Origin of the sequence: Minwuia sp. (assembly GCF_048007105.1) — a bacterium.
GTDB lineage: Bacteria > Pseudomonadota > Alphaproteobacteria > Minwuiales > Minwuiaceae > Minwuia.
Genome location: NZ_CP180352.1, coordinates 3,030,127 through 3,048,155 on the forward strand (window position 1 = coordinate 3,030,127; position 18,029 = coordinate 3,048,155).

The following is an 18,029-nucleotide window of genomic DNA, read 5'->3' on the forward strand; positions in this document are numbered from 1 at the left end:
CTTCGGGTTTGCGGGTTGCGATGAGGCAGAGGTGGGGCGTGCCGAAGGCTTTGGAACGGGTCCGTCCGGAGGGCTTTCCCGAATGGCCCGAAAACAGCTTCAATGCCTTGATTTGAAACAGGTTTCTTTCCGGAAACAGTGATGTTCCCGGCGCTGTCTGGGCCCTTTCGCCACGAAGGCCCTTCGGCTAGGATCGGTCCATCCGCAACGCTTGGAGTTCCGAACATGTGGAAACGGGTTGCCGCGGCCCTGGCGATGCTCGGGCCTGTGGCCTTGCCTCAGCCGGCATCTGCGCATCCCCATGTCTGGGTCGATACCGAATCCGCCTTCCTCTTCGACGAGCAGGGCCGCGTGGAGGCGATCCGGATCGTCTGGAAGTTCGACGAGCTGTACTCCGCCTTCGCGATCCAGGGCGCAGACGAGAACCGGGACGGGGAGACGACCGAAGCGGAACTGACGCATCAGGCCGGGATCAACCGCGAACACCTGGCCGAATGGGACTACTTCACCAACATGAAGGTCGGCCTCGGCGATGCGGCCTACCGCGACGTGACGGAATTCGGCGGGCGCAACGAGGACGGTATCCTCGTCTACTGGTATGTGCTGCCGCTGGATCATCCGGTCGATCCGCGCAGCGCCGCGATCCGCTTCCGGACCTTCGATCCCAGCTACTACGTGGCCTTCGATACGGATCCCGAGAAGACGGTGGCGCTCGAAGGACCGGCGCCCGATGGCTGCCGCGCGGTCGGCGTGGCTGCCGGAGAACGGCCCGAAAACGTCTCTGACGATATGGTCGCACGCGTGACGCAGGACGCCCTCTGGGCAGCAGACTTCGCGCCGGTGGTCAATCTGACGTGCGGCTGAGGCTGCTGCTGACCGTACTGGCAGCGTTCATCCTCTGGCAGGTACCCGCGACGGCCCAGACGCCGTCGCCGTTCCAGAAACCTGCGCCGTCGGCCGCGCCGCCGAAGAGCCGGGCCTCTACACCAGCCTGATGAACGAGGTCCGCGTCATCCAGAGCCGCCTCTACCGGCAGCTCGGGCAGGCCGTGGGTGCACTCAAGAAGGACTACAGCCTCGGCACCGCCTGGGCGCTGGTGCTGATCAGCCTGCTCTACGGGGTCTTTCATGCGGTCGGGCCGGGACATGGCAAGGCCGTCATAACCTCCTATCTGCTGGCCAACGAACGGGCGGTGAAGCAGGGCATTCTGCTTGCCGTGCTGTCGTCGCTGGCCCAGGGCGTCAGCGCCGTGGTGCTCGTCTTCGGCGGTGCGTGGCTGGCCGGCCTTGCCGGGCAGCGGCTGATGGATGCGGCTTGGTCGCTGGAACAGATCAGCTTCGGCGTCATCGCCCTGATCGGCGGATTCCTGCTCTGGCAGGTGGTGACGGGCAGGGGACACCACCATCACCACGGCGAACATGACCATCACGATCACGGCGATCACGGTCACGGCCATGAGGGTCACGACCATGACCACCATCATCACCATCACGGACCCGATGTCGCCGCCCTGTCGAGCGAACCGCTGACCATCCGCCGCGCGCTCCCGATCGTCGCGGCTGTCGGCATCCGCCCCTGCGGCGGCGCACTGATCGTACTTGTCTTCGCCATCGCCAACGGCCTCTACCTTGCCGGCATCGGCGCGACATTCGCCATGTCGCTCGGAACGGCGGCGACGGTATCGGCGCTGGCCGTTCTGACGCTGACGTCGAAGAAGGCCGCGCTGCGCTTCGCCTCCCGGGACATGAAATGGGCGGGCCGTATCGAAACCGGCCTCAAGCTGCTCGGAGCGCTTGCCCTGATCGCCTTCGGCGTGCTTTTCCTTCTTGCGTCTCTCGATCAGCCGCGCGCGCCTTTCGGTGTCTGACGCGGCAGGACTTGCGGACCGGTCAGGAAGGGGTAGAACGACGCCATGGCGGAGAAGGCAGTCATCATTGGCGGAGGCCATGCGGGCGGTATCCTGGCGCAGCAACTCGCGCGCGCCGGCGACGCCTTCGAGATCACCCTGGTCGGCGAGGAGATCTGGCCGCCCTACGAGCGTCCGCCATTGTCCAAACAGCTGCTGATGGGCGAGATCGAGGTCGAGAAAACCTTTCTCCGGCCCGCCGACTTCTACGAGAAGAAGGACATCGCGCTGAAGCTTGGCGTCCGCGTCACGGCCATCGACCGTGCGGCGAAGACGGTGGCGCTCTCCGACGGTTCCACGCTGCCCTATGACAAGCTGGCGCTCTGCACCGGCGCGCGCCTGCGGCGGCTGCCGATCCCGGGCGCGGATCTGAAGGGCGTCCACTACATCCGCGGTATCGACGACACCCAGGCCATCCGGGCCGAGACGAAGCCCAGTGCGAAGGTGGTGGTCATCGGCGGCGGCTATATCGGCCTCGAGGCTGCCGCGGCCCTGACGAGGAACGGCTGCGCGGTGAAGGTGATCGAGATGATGGACCGGGTGATGGCCCGCGCCGTCGCCGAGCCGCTGTCGCGCTTCTACGAGGACGAGCACCGCAAGCGCGGCGTGGAGATCCTGCTGAACACCGGCGTCACCGCCTTCGAGGGCGACGACCGGATCGAGGCCGTGATCGACTCCAATGGCGTGCGGCATGACTGCGATCTGGCGATTGTCGGCATCGGCGTCATTCCGGACATCGAGCTCGCGGAAGCGGCCGGCCTGGACACCGACGGCGGCATTGTCGTCGACGCGCGCGCGCAGACCTCCGATCCGGCGATCTATGCGGCCGGCGACTGCACCAGCCATCCGAACGCCATTCTCGGTCGTCAGCTGAAACTGGAATCGGTGCAGAACGCCGTCGATCAGGCCCGCTGCATCGCCAACGAATGGCAGGGCAAGGGCGCCGACTATGCCGAGGTGCCGTGGTTCTGGTCCGACCAGTTCGATCTGAAGCTGCAGATGGCCGGGCTGCCCGACGCATCCGACGAGGCCATTGTCCGCGGCGAGCCGTCGATCGACGGCTTCTCGATCTTCTATCTGCGCGGCGGCAAGGTCACCGGCGTCAATGCGGTGAACCAGGGCAGCGACTATGTCCGCGGCCGCAAGTGGATCGGCGAAGGCCGGGAGGTCGATCCCGCACGGCTGGCCGATACGACAATCCCGATCAAGGAAGTCTGACCGGACTTCCCGACTTCCATCCAGATACCGACACGGAGAGCGATCCTCATGCCGACCATTCACGTCACCAACCGCGCCGGCGAAGCGTCCACCCTGGAAGCCGAGAGCGGCATCTCGGTGATGGAGAACCTGCGCGACAACGACTACGAAGTCGAGGCGATCTGCGGCGGGTCCTGCTCCTGTGCTACCTGCCACGTCTACGTTGACGCCGACTGGCTGGCGAAGCTGCCCGCCCAGGAAGAGGACGAGCGCGATCTCGTCTCGGACGAGCCGACCTATCAGCCGAACTCTCGCCTGTCCTGCCAGATCGAGATGACCGATGCGCTGGACGGCCTCAAACTGACCATCGCGCCGGAAGCCTGATCTGCGCATGGCGCCAGGCCTGGCCGATATCGACCTCTCCCTTCGGCTCTCGAAGGAAAAGCACGACGAACTTCTGGTCGACGTGCAGCACAGGCTCCGGACCATCGAACTCGCCTACCGGCGCTTCAGCCTGAGGGCCTGCGTCATCTTCGAGGGCTGGGATGCGGCCGGGAAGGGCGGCGCCATCCGGCGCATGACCGCCGAGATGGACCCGCGCGGGTTCCAGGTCTGGCCCATCGCGGCGCCGACCGAGCACTATCGCGGACGCCATTACATGGAGCGGTTCTGGCACAAGCTGCCGGAGCCGGGCCTGATCGCGATCTTCGACCGGTCCTGGTACGGCCGGGTGCTGGTCGAACGGGTGGAGGGCTTCGCCACGGCGCCCGAATGGAACCGCGCCTATGAGGAGATCAACGCCTTCGAGCGCATGCTGACCGACGATGGCGTGAGGCTGGTGAAGCTGTTCCTTCACCTCTCGGCGGAAGAGCAGGAGAAGCGGTTCCGGGCCCGGCTGGACGACCCATGGAAACGCTGGAAGCTGACGGTCGAGGACTTCCGCAACAGCGCCCGCCGGCCGGACTACGAGGCGGCCATCGACGACATGCTGGTCCGGACCTCGACCGACGGCGCACCCTGGTCGGTGATTTCGGCCGAGCACAAGCGGCACGGGCGAATCCGGGCGCTGGAGACGATTGCCGGGATCCTTGGCCGGGACGTCGATCTCTCGCCGCCGCCCCTCGATCCCGCTGTCGCCGAACTGGCGAAGTCGCGCTACGGCTGACACCCGCGCAAAGAAAAAGGCGGCCCCGGAGGGACCGCCTTCCTCTGTCGGATGGTCAGGCGATTACCTGACGGTGTCCTGATCGACCGGGGCCTGGTCGCCCGCGGTGATCGGCTCCTTGGCATTGCCATCCTCATCAACCTCGACGCTGCCGTCCGCCGCAGCGGTGGCGTCGATATTCGGGTCAGCGGTCTTCTTGTCGCTCACCTCGGAATGCGTGACGCCGGCCTTGGTCTTGGTGCCGCGGCGATCCGGGGTCTTGCCGTCGACGATAACCTTGGCCTCGTCCGGGTCGCCATCGGTGTCGACGACCAGCTTGCCTTCGGAGTTCATGTCGCCGTCCCGGGTCTCCATCACATCGACATCCACGTCGGCGGTGGTTGCCTTGTTGTCATGGGTGACGCCGGCATCGGTCTTCGTGCCCCGGCCCAGGGTCTTGTTCGCGGCCTCGAGGCCCTCGCTGGGCTTCATCTTCTCGGAGACCTGCTCGTTCGGCTTCACGTCCACATCGACAGTGGTGTCGGTGGAGGCGGCGAGCGCGCCGCCGGTCATGGCGAGAAGCACGGCGGTGGATGCGAGTGTCTTGCGGATCATTTCGATCTCCCTTCTTGTACTTGCGGACCGGCGTGACCGGCCCGTTACTCATTCGGCGTGTTGTCAGCCGATAGCCCCCACGTGGGGATGCGGGGCAGGACTTTGACCGGTCGTTCGGTCGCATGCCCCTGAATTTCAATCACGTTTTTCGTGAGTGCCGAAAATGGAAGGGGCGGCCCGTGCGGACCGCCCCTGGATTGTCACGGTCCGGGCGGCGGGAAATCATCCAGCCGCCCGGCGCATGTGTCGGTATCAGCGCGGGAAGCGCTCCATGACGGTGCCGTCATCCATCATGACGGTGCCGTCCGGCTTCATGATGCCGGAGTGGGCGTCGCCGGTACCGTTCAGCAGCGCCGCGCCCATCAGGGTCGCGAGATACGGGTCCTGGTTGACCACCGTATTCGGGAAGTCCTTGGCCATCATGCCTTCCTTGGCGTGCGAGGCCGCGGCGGCCGCGCCGGTCATGGCGATGAGGGCGGCGGCGGCAATCATCGGAATGCGGGTCATTGTTTTTTCTCCTTCTTTGGGTTGCATGATCAGGCGGCACCGGTCGGCGTCCGTTGTGTCACCGGCCCAGTGCTGGACCGCGAGGTGGGAAGCGGTCCGGCCGCCCGGAACCGGGCGATTGGTCGCAGAGATCCAATCGTCCGGCCGTTATCGGGTCAGCGGTTGTAGTCGGGCAGTTCGTCGATCTGGGCGCCGGTCATCGAAATGATCGAGGCCTCGGAATCCAGCGAGACGCTCTCGGCAGGAACCGCCACATCACGGCCGCCAAGACCCAGCAGGATGCCGGAGGTGGCCACCACCACGGTATCGGCGTCGCCATTGGCGTTGTTCACGACATCGACGACCTTGCCGACCTTTTCGCCGGTGATGTCCACGGCGTCGGAGCCGATGCTTTCGGCGCTCAGCTTGACGCCGGCCGTTGTCGCGGCTCCGGCATTCATGTCCGCGGCCTTGTCCATCTCGTCGGCCGTCGAGTTGCGGGCTTCCGCCGCCGACTTCACGTCAGCGCCGGCGCCGGCTTCGGTCTCGGAGGAAAGCACCTTGCCGACGCTGACGCCGGTCTGGGTGTCGGTTTCGGCCTTCACGCCGGTTTCGGCATGGGCCGCGGCGCCCGAAAGCGCCATGATCAGTGCGGTACTCAGCAGAGCCTTGCGATACATTTTTCTTCTCCTTCTCGCGGGTCTCCCGCGCGCTCAAATCGGCGATGACGTTTCTTGATCGGGTGCTGATCTGCGGTTTCTTGCTCTTGTTGTACGACGGCACCCGTCTGTCTTTGCGCCGCTGACATCAAGCTGGGGAAGGTCTCTTCCAGATTGAAGATGCCGGGTCGGTGACCTTGATGTGGCGGAAGGGGCGCATGCCTTAACTGGCTGTTATTATTGCAATTATGGCCAGATCCAGGTGCGCGCGCCGTGGTTGGTGCCACAAATCGGTCACCGCCGCCGGCGTCATGGGCGGCCTATTCGGCGCCAGCGCCGTCCCCGCCCGGCCCGGCACCGTCGACGCCCGCGCCGTCGCCGGCCGCGCCGGCATCGCCCGCGCCATCTCCGCCGGGACCGCCTGCGCTGTCACCGGCAGGATCGCTCTGCCAGTCCTGGATCGCGAGATCGCCGGGATCCACGAGGTCCGTGCGATCGAAGTCGATCGTCTGAAGTGGCGACGCGGGTGTCGTGATGTTTGCAGTCCCTGTGGCCGTCGGTGCCAGTGCCGAAGCAGGCGCCGTCATCAGCACCAGTGCTGTTGTGGCTGCTATTGTCCTGAACATGGCTTGTCCTCCCGTGTTCTGGGTGGAAATACGCTTTCGGTTCAAAGCCTTGGCTTCATCCGAGCGTCCCCGTCACATGGCCGGACGAGCGCCGGATTGAACCCGGTGGCGCCGGATCTCCGGACACGACATCGTCGGCAGACAACCGTCATGCGCGGTCAAGGTGCTGGTCTTGCGGAACTTTCCGGAATTCCGCGCGGGATTGACGCTCCCCTGTTCCTGAAGGTCCGGGTCCGGCGACGTGCATGCCTGTCCGGGTCAGTAGTGAAAAAACGGGGACGGTCCGTTCGAACCGTCCCCTCATGAAGACTTTGCGATTTCCGGCAGTCAGCCGGACCTGGAGGTTATTCGGAGTTGGTCGACCCCTCGATTGCCTGACCGACATTGGCGCCGATCCCGATGTCCGACTTTTCGCCCTCGGCGGCGGACTTGTTTTCGTCCACCGTTTCAACGGGCTTCTTCAGGGCGTCTGCGCTCTCGGAAACGGTGCTCTCGGCGGCCTTGGCAGGGGCGTCAGCCTTGTTGGCGGGCTCGGCCGCGCTGGCATACCCGGAAAGGGCCAGGAGCAGGGCGGAACTCAGAAGGGCAAGGCGGGTCACGGTCGTTCTCCACACGCGAGGTGCTTCGCAACCGCCGCCGGTCTCGCCGGACGGCGCGTATGCGGCCGACCGGCGATTCGGCCGGCGCCGAGGAATATAGTCCTGATGCGCAGTTGCGCCGAATTGCGAGAATTTCGTTGCTGATCTGCGGGCGGCAGATGACCGCCGTCCTTGAAAAATCGGCGGCGTTACAGGGAGTCCAACGAAAACGGGGATGGCCATCACAGCCATCCCCGCCTCCTGTGCACTTTCGGCCCAAGGCATAAGCCGACGGGGCCGGAATTTGGCCTATTCGACCTTGATCGCGCCCTCGGTCACGGACTCGACTCTCGAGTTTACAACGGCGTCCACGTTGCCTTGGTGTCGGAGCCGACCATGCCGACAGCGGCGGCCCCGCCGGGGTGCAGTAGCTGGCGTTCTGTCGCAGCTTCGGGGGGGTGTTCCCGCCTCAGCCGTTCAGCACGTCCGGGTCGCGGACAGCGCCGAAGGCCGCTGATCGGGCCAGCGCCGCATAGGCCCGAAGCGCGCGGCTGACCGTGCGGTCGCGGTTCTCGGGCTTCCAGCCGCCGTCGGCGCGGGCGTCCATGGCCTTGCGGCGGTCATCAATCTCGGCATCGCCGACAAGCAGGTCGATCCGGCGTTGCGGGATGTCGATGGCGATGCGGTCGCCGTTCCGGACCAGCCCGATCAGTCCGCCTTCGGCAGCTTCCGGCGAGACATGGCCGATGGACAGCCCCGAACTGGCGCCGGAGAAGCGGCCGTCGGTGATCAGCGCGCAAGTGGTCGCCAGGCCCATGGCCTTCAGCATCGAGGTCGGCATCAGCATCTCCTGCATGCCGGGGCCTCCGCGAGGGCCTTCGTAGCGGACGATGACCACGTCGCCTTCCTCGACCTCGCCGCCCATGATGCCGGCGGCGGCGGCGTTCTCGCTCTCGAACACCTTGGCGGTGCCTTCGAACACCAAGATCGATTCATCGACGCCGGCCATCTTCACGATGCAGCCGTCCAGCGCCAGGTTGCCGGTCAGCACCGCGAGACCGCCATCCTTGGAATAGGCATGCTCGATGTCACGGACGCAGCCGCCGGCGCGGTCCTCGTCCAGGCTCTCGTAGTAGCTGTCCTGCGCAAAGGCCTGTAGCAGGCGGCGGCGTCCCGGCGCGGCCGTATAGAACCGCCGGATGTTGTCGTCCCGGGTCCGCCGGACGTCGTAGAGCGCCAGCTTCTCGTCAAGCGAAAGCCCGAGAACGTCGGTGGTTGTGGTGTTCAGCAGCCCGCCGCGTTCCATCTCGCCCATGATGGCCATGATGCCGCCGGCCCGGTGCACGTCCTCCATGTGGTAGTGCGGCACGGACGGGGAGACCTTGCAGAGGTTGGGGACCTTGCGGGACAGCCGGTCGATGTCGCTCATCGAGAAATCGATCTCGCCCTCGAAGGCCGCCGCCAGCAGGTGCAGCACGGTGTTGGTGGACCCGCCCATGGCGATGTCGAGCGACATGGCGTTCTCGAAGGCCGTGCGGTTGGCGATGTTGCGCGGCAGGGCGTCCTCGTCACCAAGTTCGTAGTAGCGGCGGGTCAACTCGACGATCTGCTGGCCGGCCTTCTCGAACAGGCCCCGGCGCAGCGCGTGGGTGGCCAGGACCGAGCCGTTGCCCGGCAGGCCGAGACCCAGCGCCTCGACGAGGCAGTTCATCGAGTTCGCGGTGAACATCCCCGAGCAGGAGCCGCAGGTCGGGCAGGCGACGTTCTCCATCGCCTGCAGCTGCTCCTCGCCGATGTTCGGATTGTTGCTGGCGACCAGCGTGTCGACCAGATCGACCTTGATGTCCTGGTCGGCGATGACGGCCTTGCCAGCCTCCATCGGGCCGCCGGAGACGAAGATGGTCGGCACGTTCAACCGCATCGCCGCCATCAGCATGCCGGGGGTGATCTTGTCGCAATTGGAGATGCAGACCAGCGCGTCGGCGCAGTGGGCGTTGACCATGTACTCCACGGCGTCGGCGATGATCTCGCGGCTGGGCAGGCTGTAGAGCATGCCCTCGTGGCCCATGGCGATGCCGTCATCGACCGCGATGGTGTTGAATTCCTTGGCGACCGCGCCGGCCTTCTGGACCTCGCCGGCGACCAGCTGACCGAGGTCCTTCAGGTGCACGTGGCCGGGCACGAACTGGGTGAAGGAGTTGGCGATCGCGACGATCGGCTTCGCCATGTCCTCGTCGCTGGTGCCGGTGGCGCGCCAGAGCGCACGGGCGGCCGCCTGCTTCTTGCCCTGCGTGGTGCGGTGCGAACGGTAGGTGGGCATCTCGATCCTCCCGGGTTTGTGCCAGCGGCGACAATAGGCAGACCGAAGACGGGGGCAAGGCCGCCGTGCATCTTGCCCTCTTCGGCAGCCTCGTGATGGACTGCCTGAAAACAGGTCCGGGGCAGGGAGCAGACCATGGAAACGGCGACGACACGCGACGGCCAAGCGGCGAACTGTCAGTTCGGGCGTCTGCACCACGCCATGGCGGCGCGGGACATCGACGGGCTGGTGATCACCCAGCCGCTGAACCTGCATTACCTGACCGGATTTCACGGCGTCGCCCACAAGGCGGACGAGCCGCGGCCCTAAGCGCTGGTCTATTCCCGCCACGCGCCGGACCATCCGGTGCTGATCGTGGCCGACTACTATTTCTCGTCGGCGGTCGCCCGTGCGGGCTGGATCGAAGACATCCGTCCCTACCGCGCGGTGATGATGCCGCTGGACCTGCCTGCCAAGGCGGATGACATCGAATGGTTCCTGCCGGACGGGCTGCGGGACGGCGAGCGGGGTAAGCAGGCGCGGCGCACCTTCACCTTCTCGATGCGGGAATCGCTGACCGGGGCGTTGCGGGATCTCGGTCTCGAGGACCGGGCCATCGGCTTCGACGATCCCGGACTCGGGTTCCGGCTGGATCTCGAGGGGACTCGGTTGCGCGACGCCTGTGATTCGCTGATGTACGCCCGCGCGGTGAAGACGCCGTCTGAATTGGCGAAGCTGCAGCGCGCCACGTCGCTGAACGAGACCGCCATACGACGCACCATCGCGGACTGGACGCCTGAGACGACCTGGAGCGAGATGGACCGGACCTATGTGCGCCATGTCGCCGACCTCGGTGGGTTCGTGCGCGATCCATCCGGCATGGTCTGGGGACACCCGCGTGGCGCGGACCGCTCGCTTGTGCTGGCCACGGCGCTGGATGACGGCGTGGTCGGCGAGGGCACGCATGTCATGTTCGACTGCCACGGCACCATCGACCTCTATTGCTGGGACGGCGGCAAGACCTGGGTGGCGGGCAGCGAACCGGAGGGTCCGGCAAAGGCCCTCGACGCGGCGACACGCAACGTGGCCGAGACCTTGCTGGCGGCAATGAAGCCGGGCGCTCGGGTCAGCCAGCTTCAGGCGACGGCGCGTGCGGCGTACCGCAGGTCGGGCGTTCCGGATGCCGACGAGGCGGTCATTTTCTTCCACGGCCTTGGTCTGTCGCACATGGATATCGAGCAGGAGACCGCTGACGGAAAACCGAACACGGACTGGACGCTGGAGGAGGGCATGGTCGTGCCGCTGCACCTGCTCTATCCCGGCGGTCAGAAGGAGCGGCTCTGGCTGGAGGAGGTTGTCGCTATCGGCGCCGATGGCGGCCTTCCGATGTTCTCCTGGGGGTTCGAGGCGCTGACCGGCAAGGGCTGACGGTCCGTTCAGCCGTTCTGCGCGAAGCTCCGCATGTGATAGGCAGCATGCGCCGCCTCGTAGACGAACTCGCGACCAGTGGGGCAGGCATGGCGTGCGCGGCAGCCAGCCGAAGCGCAGTCGTTCGGTGGTGTCCGGACATGCTTCCGGCAGGCTTCGTGATCATAGTTCCCGCCATCGAAGGCGCTGACGGGGCAGGCCGTCAGGCAAGGCTTGTCCGCACAGGTCTCGCAGGGTGAGGCATCCGGGCCCGCGGGCAGCTCCAGCTCTTCGTCGAACAGGAATGCCGCCCGGAGTGCGAACCAGAGGCCGAAGCGGTCATGGATCGCCATGCCGAGCGGGGACCTGTGACAGCGGCCGGTGCGGAAGGCCCAGCTGACGAAGGGATGATAGGGCGGTCCGTCGAAGGGAAAGGCGATGTCGGCGCCGGCCTTCGAGGCCAGGGGCGTGAGGACATCCCGGGTCCAGCAGTCGATGGTGTGGTCGCGCGGATCGTGGGGTCTGGGATCGAACCGTCGCCACATGGCCGAACCGGCATTGCCGATCAGCACCACCGCGCGGGCGTCGCCAATTTCGCCCTCATCAGGTTCGAACGCGCCGATCACCGTCATGCCGGCCTTGCCGAGTTCCCGGTGCAGCCGTGCGAACCCGCTCATGGGTCAGGCGAGCCGGGCCCAGAGATCGTAGTGGTCCGCCTCGACGACCTCGGCGCGAACCATGTCGCCCGGCTCCAGTTCGGTTTCGCCGTTCAGGAACACGCAGCCGTCGATGTCCGGGGCGTCGGCCTTCGAGCGGCCGATGGCGCCTTCCTCGTCAACCTCGTCGATGAGCACGTCGATCTCCCAGCCGATCTTCTGCTTCATGCGCGCTTCGGAGATGTCGGCCTGCGCCTGCATGAAGCGGTGCCAGCGCTCTTCCTTGACCTCCTCGGGCACGGCTCCCGGCAGATCGTTCGCCGCGGCGCCGGCGACCGGTTCGAACTTGAAGCAGCCGACACGGTCCAGCTGCGCTTCCTTCAGCCAGTCGAGGAGGTACCGGAAGTCTTCCTCGGTCTCGCCCGGGAAGCCGGTGATGAAGGTGGAGCGGATGGTCAGGTCCGGCACCTGTTGCCGCCAGTCGGCGATGCGGTCCAGCGTCTTCTCCTGATGCGCCGGGCGCTTCATCGCCTTCAGCACCGACGGGCTGGCGTGCTGGAAGGGAATGTCGATGTAGGGGAGGATCTTCTCCTCCGCCATCAGCGGGATCAGGCTGTCGACATGGGGGTAGGGGTAGACGTAGTGCAGCCGTACCCAGAGGCCGAAGCGGCCAAGCGCCTCGGCGAGATCCGTGATGTGCGCGCGGACGTCCTGCCCCCGATAGGGTGTCGCTGCGTGCTTCAGGTCCACGCCATAGGCCGAGGTATCCTGTGAGATCACCAGCAGTTCCTGCACCCCGGCCTCGACCAGCCGTTCGGCTTCGTAGAGCACCTTGGCGGCCGGCCGCGAGGAGAGCTTCCCGCGCATCGAGGGGATGATGCAGAAGCTGCAGCTGTGATTGCAGCCCTCGGATATCTTCAGATAGGCGTAGTGGCGCGGCGTCAGCTTCAGCCCGGCTTCCGGCACCAGTTGCACGAAGCGATCGGGGGGCGGCGGCGCGTGGGCATGGACCGCCTCCACGACCTGTTCGTACTGATGCGGACCGGTGACCGCCAGAACGCCGGGATGAGTCTCCCGGATGGCTGTCTCGTCCACACCCATGCAGCCGGTGACGATGACGCGGCCGTTCTCCCGCATCGCCTCGCCGATGGCGTCGAGGCTCTCGGCCTTGGCGCTGTCGAGGAAGCCGCAGGTGTTCACGATGACGGCATCGGCGCCCTGATAATCGGGGGAGAGCTCATAGCCTTCGGACCTGAGGGCGGTGATGATGCGTTCGGAATCGACCAGGGCCTTGGGGCAGCCCAGGCTGACGATGCCGATCTTGGGTGAGGAGACGTTCATGCGCGGGGATGTAGTCGATCCAAGGTCTCAGGGGAAGCGCGCATCGGTGTCGTTGTCCCGACTTCTTTCGACTGCGACTTACTCTCAAATCTGTTGTTCATGAGAGTTACTCTTAACAAGAAGTTAATGGTTTGAATTGCCATGCGGCCCGGAAATGACGTAATGTCGCACCACGCCTGCGCCTGAATTCTTTCACGTTTTCTTGCCCTGGAGACCGCCATGTCGCCGGATTCTGTCCGACCTGCACTGCAACGCGATGAGGCGCTGGCGCTGGAGGCCAGCGACTTCATGATAGCGGTGGCGGCCGATGGGCGGCTGCTCGCCGATCCGGACGTCCGGGCGCGGCACGAATCGCTCCAGAACCGCTCCAGCGTCTGCAGCTATTGCGGCGTCGGTTGCCCCTACAGTGTCGAGACCGATCACCGCGGTGAGGACAGGGTGGTGCCTATGTCGCCGCTCGGTCTCTGCGTGAAGGGGAAGACCTCGCTGTTCACCGGCGGCGACGCCGAACGCACCAAGCGCATGAAGCGACGTGGCCTGGCCGACGACCGCATCCGCGTGCCGATGATCCGCGGCCATGACGGCAAGATGAAGGAAGTCAGCTGGGACGAGGCGCTGGATCGCGCCGCCTGGCTGTTCCTGCACGCCCGCGAATGGGTGGGCCCCGATGCCTGCGCCATCTACGGCAATGGCCAGAAGACCATCGAGGCGATCTGGATGGCCAGCCTCTACAAGCTGGTCTTCAAGCTACCGACCATCGGCGCGAATTCCGAACACTGCCTGACCAGCGCCGGCGCGGCGCACCAGCTCAATTTCGGCAACGAGGCCAGCTTCACCTGGCGCCAGTTCGACGAACTGCTGGAATGCGACGTTGCGATCATGCACGGCACCAATCCGTATGTGACATTCCCTCAGGCCTACGAGAAGATCCGCCGCAACGAACGCGCGGTGAAGGTGGTCATCGATCCGACGCTGAACGACACCGCCGCGGCCTTCCTGGAGGAAGACCCGCGGACCATGCACATCCGTTTCCGCCAGGGCGGCGACGTGATGTTCAACCTCGCGGTGGCCCGGCATGTCATCGACAATGGCTGGCAGGACGACGACTACATCTCCCGGCGCATCGATGCCGACAGCCTTCAGGCCTTCCGCGATCTGGTGATGCAGGACCGATGCAAGCCAGACGAGGTGGCGAAGCGCATCGCGCTGCCGGCGCAGGATCCGGCCGAACTCGCCGACACCATCCGCGCCTATGCCGAACTGATCGCGAAGCCGGTCGATGGCGTCCGGCCGAAGCCGGCCTTCGTCTCATCGATGGGCATCAACCAGTCGACCGGTGCGCTCGGTTTCTCGACCAACCTCAACCTGCTGCTGCTGACCGGCAATGTCGGCCGTCCCGGCGCCGGCTCCATGCGTATCGCCGGTCAGTCCAATGCCACCAGCGAACTGATGATGGGCTTCAACGGCCGCAAGCTGGTCTTCAACCATGACCCGGCCGATCCGGCGCACCGCGAGGCGCTGGCGCAGATCCTGGACCTGCCCGAGGACAACATTCCCTCGCATCAGGGCACGCCCGTCGCGCGCATGGCCGCCGACGACCGCATCTACTGCTTCATCTTCGTCGGCACGCAGATGACGAAGAACATGCCGCGCATGGGCCACTGGTCGCGCCGCATGGGCCGGGCCTTCAACATCGTCATCGACAGCTTCCTGGCCGACGGCGTGCTGGAACATGCGGACGTGCTGTTGCCGTCCATGACCTATACCGAGCGGAACGGCGTCATCCAGCGCGGCGACCGCACGATGCAGCTGCAGCAGCGCCTCACCCAGCCGCCGGAGATGGCCTGGCAGGACGAGCAGATCCTCGCCCGTCTGGCGCTGAAGATCGCCGAACGGCTGCGCAATCCGGACACGGCAGCGCTGAACAATCTGGACGCCGACGTCGTCCACCGCACCTTCGCCCGCTACATCGACAACCAGGGCGAGATCATGCCGGCGCAGGTCTTCGACCATCTGGTCGATGTCAGCCGTAAGCTCGACATGTACTGCCGTCTGGAAAGCGAAGACGGCGAACCAATCAGCCACGACCTGCTGCGCCGCAATGCCGGCATGGGCGTGCAGTGGGGCGGCAATGGCCGCTACCGCATTGAGGAGCAGGATCAGGGCTCGGTTTTCCCGGGCATCCGCAAGTCGGCCACGGCGCAGGCCAAGCTGGTCTGCCCGCCCGACGAGTTCATGGCGAAGCTGGAAGCGCCGCTGCCGCCTGGAACGCTGTCGCTGATCAGCGGCCGCGGCCGTCCCGGCCGTCAGGCCATGCGGGGCAGGGGACGCTACAATTCGGGCATCAAGACGCTGCCGATCTACGGCCTCGACCCGGACGAGCATTTCGTCGAGATCCATCCCGACGAGGCCGCCGAGCGGGGGCTTTCCGAAGGCGAGGCCGTGCGTCTGGTCGCCGGTCATGGCGCCGTCATCGCCAACATCGCCTTCAATGACCGCGTGGCCCGCGGGACGGCCTTTATCGATTTCGTGCCCGGTGAGGTGAACCGTCTGACCGACTACAAGGAATCGGACGCCTTCACACATCAGAGCCTGATCAAGCGCACGCCCGTGCAGCTCGACAGCCTGCGTCCGCTCGAGGCGGCGCTCTGGGAAGCGCCAGACGCCGAAGCGCTTGTCAGGGCGACGGATGTTATCTTCGCCGACTGGCGGAAGACCTTCCCGACCGACGAGGCCTGGGTCGATACCCAGCGCGAGGCGCGCCACGAGATCCTCTGGCTGCCGACCGATACGCTGCGTTTTCCCCAGACGGACGCTGAACGCGACCTGAGCGAGGCCGTCGGTGCGATGACCGCCTTCTTCCAGCGCTATGGCGACGGCAGCGGCTACCGGGCCGAGGCCGGGGAGATGCTGCGCAGCCTGTCCGACGAGGACAGCGACCGCTTCCTGAAGGTGTTCCTGCCGCTGCTCCGCCGCCTCGACTATCAGAGCGTGATGCATCAGGTGCTGGCCGACTTCGTGGGCGGCGTGAAGGTGGTGGACGAGAATGGCCAGGAACAGACCCTCGACCTGCTGTCGGCGCACCGTTCAGCTGTGCTCGAGTTCAAGGAAGAGATCGTCGCCATTCAGCTCTTCGTGGCCGCCAAGCGTGGCCTGGACATGCTGTTCGGCGAGGGCGCGACGGTGCAGCGCGAGGATCTGGCCTTTGTCAGCGGCGTGGCGATCCCCTGCGCGGGCGATGTCCCGGCCCACTTCCTCGGCATCTCGCCTGCCGACATCGGTTCGGCCCTGCTGGTGCATTCGCGCGCCATCGGTAACTCGGCGCTGATCATCGTCGACAAGAAACGCTCGAAGGCTGTGCGCGTCGATGTCGTCACCGGCGTCCTGCCGAAGGACAAGGAACTGACCCGCCTGCGCGGCATGGTGATCAACCGAAAGCGCTCGGCGACGGCCGACGAACACTGCCGCTTCTTCGACCGGCTGGGCGAATTGATCGTCGACTATGTCCGCCGCGGCGACGAGCACTTCGACATCTCGCCCGTGGTCGATCTGGACTGGGACGAGTACCGCACCAAACTGTCCTTCTCGCCGGCCAACAAGTCGGGCTTCGTGAAGTATCTGGTGCATCAGCGGATCTCGCCGGCGCTGGCGGATGCCTTTGTGCAGATGAAGGTGTTGGATGCGACCAGGGACGCCGAGGTTCTCGATGCCATCCGGGCCTGCACCGACACCGACACGCCGCCGCCGCCGGTCTTTGACGACGAAAGGCTTTACGCCGGCACGCTGCAGGAACGTGTCGACCGGGTGGTCGAGGAGATCATCGCGCCGGTGCTCGCCAATGACGGCGGCCGACTGGACGTGCTTGAGATCGACGAGCCCATCGGCGAACTCCGCATCCGCTTCGTCGGGTCCTGCGCCAACTGCCCGTACTCGCTGCTCTCGATGGAGCAGATCGTGAAGCCGACCCTGCTCGCGATCCCCGGCATCCAGCGCGTCGTCCACCGCGCCAAGCCGCGCGAGAAGGAAGTCGAGGAACTTCAGGCCCCGATTGTGTGAGGTCTGCGGCTACACCGTCGCGATGGGCGTTGCCGGGCTGCCGACGGCGCCCGGCAGGCGGAGCGGCGGGGCGGTGAGCAGGAAGCGGTTGCGGCCGTTCACGCGCAGCCAGTCTGCAAGCTCCGACAGGTACCAGAGTTCCGCGAGCGGCAGGCCCAGCTTGAACAGGCAGTGGTGGTGCAGCGGCAGCATTGGCCGCTTGCCGTCAGCCGGCATCGGCGGAATGCCCTCGACCGCGTAGTTGTCGGCGATCAGGGCTGACGCGCCGCTGTCCGATACCCATTCCAGCAGCTTCGGATCGCGGCCGTTCAGCACCGCGCAGGAATTCTCGAGCCGCTCCTTCGACGGGTTGCGGTTCATCGACAGGATCTCGTCGGCGAAGCCGGTGCGGAAGAGAACCATGTCGCCCTTCTCCACGGTCACACCGTCCTTCTTCATGATGTCCGAGAGCATGTCGAAATCGACGAAGGTCCGGTCCCGCCCGACATGGGCTTCCAGGTCGATCAGCACGCCACGGCCCTGCATGCCGTGCTCGGCAAAGTTCTGGATGCCGAGACGGCGCGCAGCCGGGGCGTCGCCATTGGTGGCCTCGCCGTCATAGGACTGCGGTCCGACGACGTGCTCGCCAGCGCGGTAGCCGTTGAAGTAGACCTTCTCGTCCGCGCCATCGCCGTCGGCGTCGTAGAACGAACCGACATGGCTGAGCGCGTCCCACTGGGTGGAATACTGCAAACAGATCGTCACCTGATCGTCGCTGACGACGTCGGTGTTCTGCTGGTCGAGCTTGTGCAGCGGGAAATTGATGTAGGGCTGGTCCTCCAGGAAGGTCGGGCTCCAGCGCGGCGGGTGACGTCGGACGTTGAGGATGTTCCCGCCCGGATAGTCCAGCGGCAGGCTGAGGCAGAAGGTCTTGCCCTCCTTCACCTCGGCCACGCCCTGCTTCACCTTCTCCGCGGTGATCAGGTTGACGCGGCCCAGCTCGTCGTCCGCGCCGTGATCGCCCCATTCCGAGCCCTCGGGCCGGTTCTGCCAGCGTTTCGTCATGGTTTCCTCCCCAGG

Annotated in this window: 17 protein-coding genes; 8 read left to right on the forward strand and 9 right to left on the reverse strand. The window is 65.8% G+C overall.

The annotated features are described in order from the left end of the window. The first annotated feature begins 225 nt into the window (after positions 1 to 225). The 5 genes from ACMVY4_RS14690 (at position 226) to ACMVY4_RS14710 (ending at position 4,268) form a co-directional block, all read left to right on the forward strand. Positions 226 to 864 (forward strand): DUF1007 family protein, encoded by a 639-nt coding sequence (locus tag ACMVY4_RS14690; protein ID WP_416896764.1) that lies wholly within the window; start codon positions 226 to 228, stop codon positions 862 to 864. Between the two features lie 130 nt (positions 865 to 994). Next, positions 995 to 1,867 carry a nickel/cobalt transporter gene (locus ACMVY4_RS14695; RefSeq protein WP_416896765.1) on the forward strand — a complete coding sequence of 291 codons (873 nt, stop codon included), beginning with the start codon at positions 995 to 997 and terminating at the stop codon, positions 1,865 to 1,867. 45 nt (positions 1,868 to 1,912) lie between these two features. Next, positions 1,913 to 3,124 carry an NAD(P)/FAD-dependent oxidoreductase gene (locus tag ACMVY4_RS14700; RefSeq protein ID WP_416896766.1) on the forward strand — a complete coding sequence of 404 codons (1,212 nt, stop codon included), beginning with the start codon at positions 1,913 to 1,915 and terminating at the stop codon, positions 3,122 to 3,124. Positions 3,125 to 3,172: 48 nt separating this feature from the next. Next, positions 3,173 to 3,487, forward strand: a complete 315-nt coding sequence (locus tag ACMVY4_RS14705) for a 2Fe-2S iron-sulfur cluster-binding protein (RefSeq protein ID WP_416896767.1) — start codon at positions 3,173 to 3,175, stop codon at positions 3,485 to 3,487. Positions 3,488 to 3,494: 7 nt separating this feature from the next. Then, positions 3,495 to 4,268 carry a polyphosphate kinase 2 family protein gene (locus ACMVY4_RS14710; protein ID WP_416896768.1) on the forward strand — a complete coding sequence of 258 codons (774 nt, stop codon included), beginning with the start codon at positions 3,495 to 3,497 and terminating at the stop codon, positions 4,266 to 4,268. A 63-nt stretch (positions 4,269 to 4,331) separates the two neighbouring features. Here ACMVY4_RS14710 and ACMVY4_RS14715 read toward each other — a convergent pair whose 3' ends face one another. From ACMVY4_RS14715 to ilvD, 6 genes are all read right to left on the reverse strand, one after another. Next, positions 4,332 to 4,862 (reverse strand): hypothetical protein, encoded by a 531-nt coding sequence (locus ACMVY4_RS14715; protein WP_416896769.1) that lies wholly within the window; start codon positions 4,860 to 4,862, stop codon positions 4,332 to 4,334. 252 nt (positions 4,863 to 5,114) lie between these two features. Further along, positions 5,115 to 5,369, reverse strand: a complete 255-nt coding sequence (locus tag ACMVY4_RS14720) for a hypothetical protein (RefSeq protein ID WP_416896770.1) — start codon at positions 5,367 to 5,369, stop codon at positions 5,115 to 5,117. A gap of 155 nt (positions 5,370 to 5,524) precedes the next feature. Beyond that, positions 5,525 to 6,028 carry a PRC-barrel domain-containing protein gene (locus ACMVY4_RS14725; protein WP_416896771.1) on the reverse strand — a complete coding sequence of 168 codons (504 nt, stop codon included), beginning with the start codon at positions 6,026 to 6,028 and terminating at the stop codon, positions 5,525 to 5,527. Between the two features lie 299 nt (positions 6,029 to 6,327). Next, entirely contained in the window at positions 6,328 to 6,633 is a 306-nt protein-coding gene (locus ACMVY4_RS14730) for a hypothetical protein (RefSeq protein ID WP_416896772.1), read from the reverse strand. A 344-nt stretch (positions 6,634 to 6,977) separates the two neighbouring features. Beyond that, entirely contained in the window at positions 6,978 to 7,463 is a 486-nt protein-coding gene (locus ACMVY4_RS14735; RefSeq protein ID WP_416896773.1) for a hypothetical protein, read from the reverse strand. 217 nt (positions 7,464 to 7,680) lie between these two features. After that, the gene (gene ilvD, locus ACMVY4_RS14740; protein WP_416896774.1) at positions 7,681 to 9,531 is read right to left on the reverse strand and encodes a dihydroxy-acid dehydratase; all 1,851 of its coding nucleotides are present in this window, start codon (positions 9,529 to 9,531) and stop codon (positions 7,681 to 7,683) included. A 135-nt stretch (positions 9,532 to 9,666) separates the two neighbouring features. Between ilvD and ACMVY4_RS14745 the strand changes: the two genes are divergently transcribed. Both ACMVY4_RS14745 and ACMVY4_RS14750 read left to right on the forward strand, forming a co-directional pair. Continuing rightward, complete coding sequence (locus ACMVY4_RS14745) at positions 9,667 to 9,840, forward strand: aminopeptidase P family N-terminal domain-containing protein (RefSeq protein ID WP_416896775.1); 174 nt, start codon at positions 9,667 to 9,669, stop codon at positions 9,838 to 9,840. Positions 9,841 to 9,876: 36 nt separating this feature from the next. Continuing rightward, the gene (locus ACMVY4_RS14750; protein WP_416896776.1) at positions 9,877 to 10,938 is read left to right on the forward strand and encodes a M24 family metallopeptidase; all 1,062 of its coding nucleotides are present in this window, start codon (positions 9,877 to 9,879) and stop codon (positions 10,936 to 10,938) included. An 8-nt stretch (positions 10,939 to 10,946) separates the two neighbouring features. Here the strand turns inward: ACMVY4_RS14750 and ACMVY4_RS14755 are convergent, their stop codons facing one another. After that, complete coding sequence (locus tag ACMVY4_RS14755) at positions 10,947 to 11,594, reverse strand: ferredoxin (protein ID WP_416896777.1); 648 nt, start codon at positions 11,592 to 11,594, stop codon at positions 10,947 to 10,949. Positions 11,595 to 11,597: 3 nt separating this feature from the next. After that, on the reverse strand, positions 11,598 to 12,914 hold the full coding sequence (rimO, locus tag ACMVY4_RS14760; protein WP_416896778.1) for a 30S ribosomal protein S12 methylthiotransferase RimO: 1,317 nt from the start codon (positions 12,912 to 12,914) through the stop codon (positions 11,598 to 11,600). Positions 12,915 to 13,133: 219 nt separating this feature from the next. On the opposite strand from rimO, the gene ACMVY4_RS14765 reads away from it, so the two are divergent. Further along, entirely contained in the window at positions 13,134 to 16,970 is a 3,837-nt protein-coding gene (locus ACMVY4_RS14765) for a molybdopterin-dependent oxidoreductase (RefSeq protein ID WP_416896779.1), read from the forward strand. Between the two features lie 9 nt (positions 16,971 to 16,979). Here the strand turns inward: ACMVY4_RS14765 and ACMVY4_RS14770 are convergent, their stop codons facing one another. Continuing rightward, the gene (locus tag ACMVY4_RS14770) at positions 16,980 to 18,014 is read right to left on the reverse strand and encodes a cyclase family protein (RefSeq protein ID WP_416896780.1); all 1,035 of its coding nucleotides are present in this window, start codon (positions 18,012 to 18,014) and stop codon (positions 16,980 to 16,982) included. Between the last annotated feature and the right edge of the window lie 15 nt (positions 18,015 to 18,029).

Excerpts from the sequence above, each read along its gene's own strand:
- ACMVY4_RS14765 (WP_416896779.1), top strand. The coding sequence starts at position 13,134 with ATGTCGCCGGATTCTGTCCGACCTGCACTGCAACGCGATGAGGCGCTG.
- ilvD (WP_416896774.1), bottom strand. The coding sequence starts at position 9,531 with ATGCCCACCTACCGTTCGCACCGCACCACGCAGGGCAAGAAGCAGGCG.
- ACMVY4_RS14700 (WP_416896766.1), top strand. The coding sequence starts at position 1,913 with ATGGCGGAGAAGGCAGTCATCATTGGCGGAGGCCATGCGGGCGGTATC.
- ACMVY4_RS14745 (WP_416896775.1), top strand. The coding sequence starts at position 9,667 with ATGGAAACGGCGACGACACGCGACGGCCAAGCGGCGAACTGTCAGTTC.
- ACMVY4_RS14705 (WP_416896767.1), top strand. The coding sequence starts at position 3,173 with ATGCCGACCATTCACGTCACCAACCGCGCCGGCGAAGCGTCCACCCTG.
- ACMVY4_RS14770 (WP_416896780.1), bottom strand. The coding sequence starts at position 18,014 with ATGACGAAACGCTGGCAGAACCGGCCCGAGGGCTCGGAATGGGGCGAT.
- ACMVY4_RS14735 (WP_416896773.1), bottom strand. The coding sequence starts at position 7,463 with ATGGCTGTGATGGCCATCCCCGTTTTCGTTGGACTCCCTGTAACGCCG.
- ACMVY4_RS14695 (WP_416896765.1), top strand. The coding sequence starts at position 995 with ATGAACGAGGTCCGCGTCATCCAGAGCCGCCTCTACCGGCAGCTCGGG.
- ACMVY4_RS14730 (WP_416896772.1), bottom strand. The coding sequence starts at position 6,633 with ATGTTCAGGACAATAGCAGCCACAACAGCACTGGTGCTGATGACGGCG.
- ACMVY4_RS14690 (WP_416896764.1), top strand. The coding sequence starts at position 226 with ATGTGGAAACGGGTTGCCGCGGCCCTGGCGATGCTCGGGCCTGTGGCC.
- rimO (WP_416896778.1), bottom strand. The coding sequence starts at position 12,914 with ATGAACGTCTCCTCACCCAAGATCGGCATCGTCAGCCTGGGCTGCCCC.
- ACMVY4_RS14725 (WP_416896771.1), bottom strand. The coding sequence starts at position 6,028 with ATGTATCGCAAGGCTCTGCTGAGTACCGCACTGATCATGGCGCTTTCG.
- ACMVY4_RS14710 (WP_416896768.1), top strand. The coding sequence starts at position 3,495 with ATGGCGCCAGGCCTGGCCGATATCGACCTCTCCCTTCGGCTCTCGAAG.
- ACMVY4_RS14755 (WP_416896777.1), bottom strand. The coding sequence starts at position 11,594 with ATGAGCGGGTTCGCACGGCTGCACCGGGAACTCGGCAAGGCCGGCATG.
- ACMVY4_RS14715 (WP_416896769.1), bottom strand. The coding sequence starts at position 4,862 with ATGATCCGCAAGACACTCGCATCCACCGCCGTGCTTCTCGCCATGACC.
- ACMVY4_RS14720 (WP_416896770.1), bottom strand. The coding sequence starts at position 5,369 with ATGACCCGCATTCCGATGATTGCCGCCGCCGCCCTCATCGCCATGACC.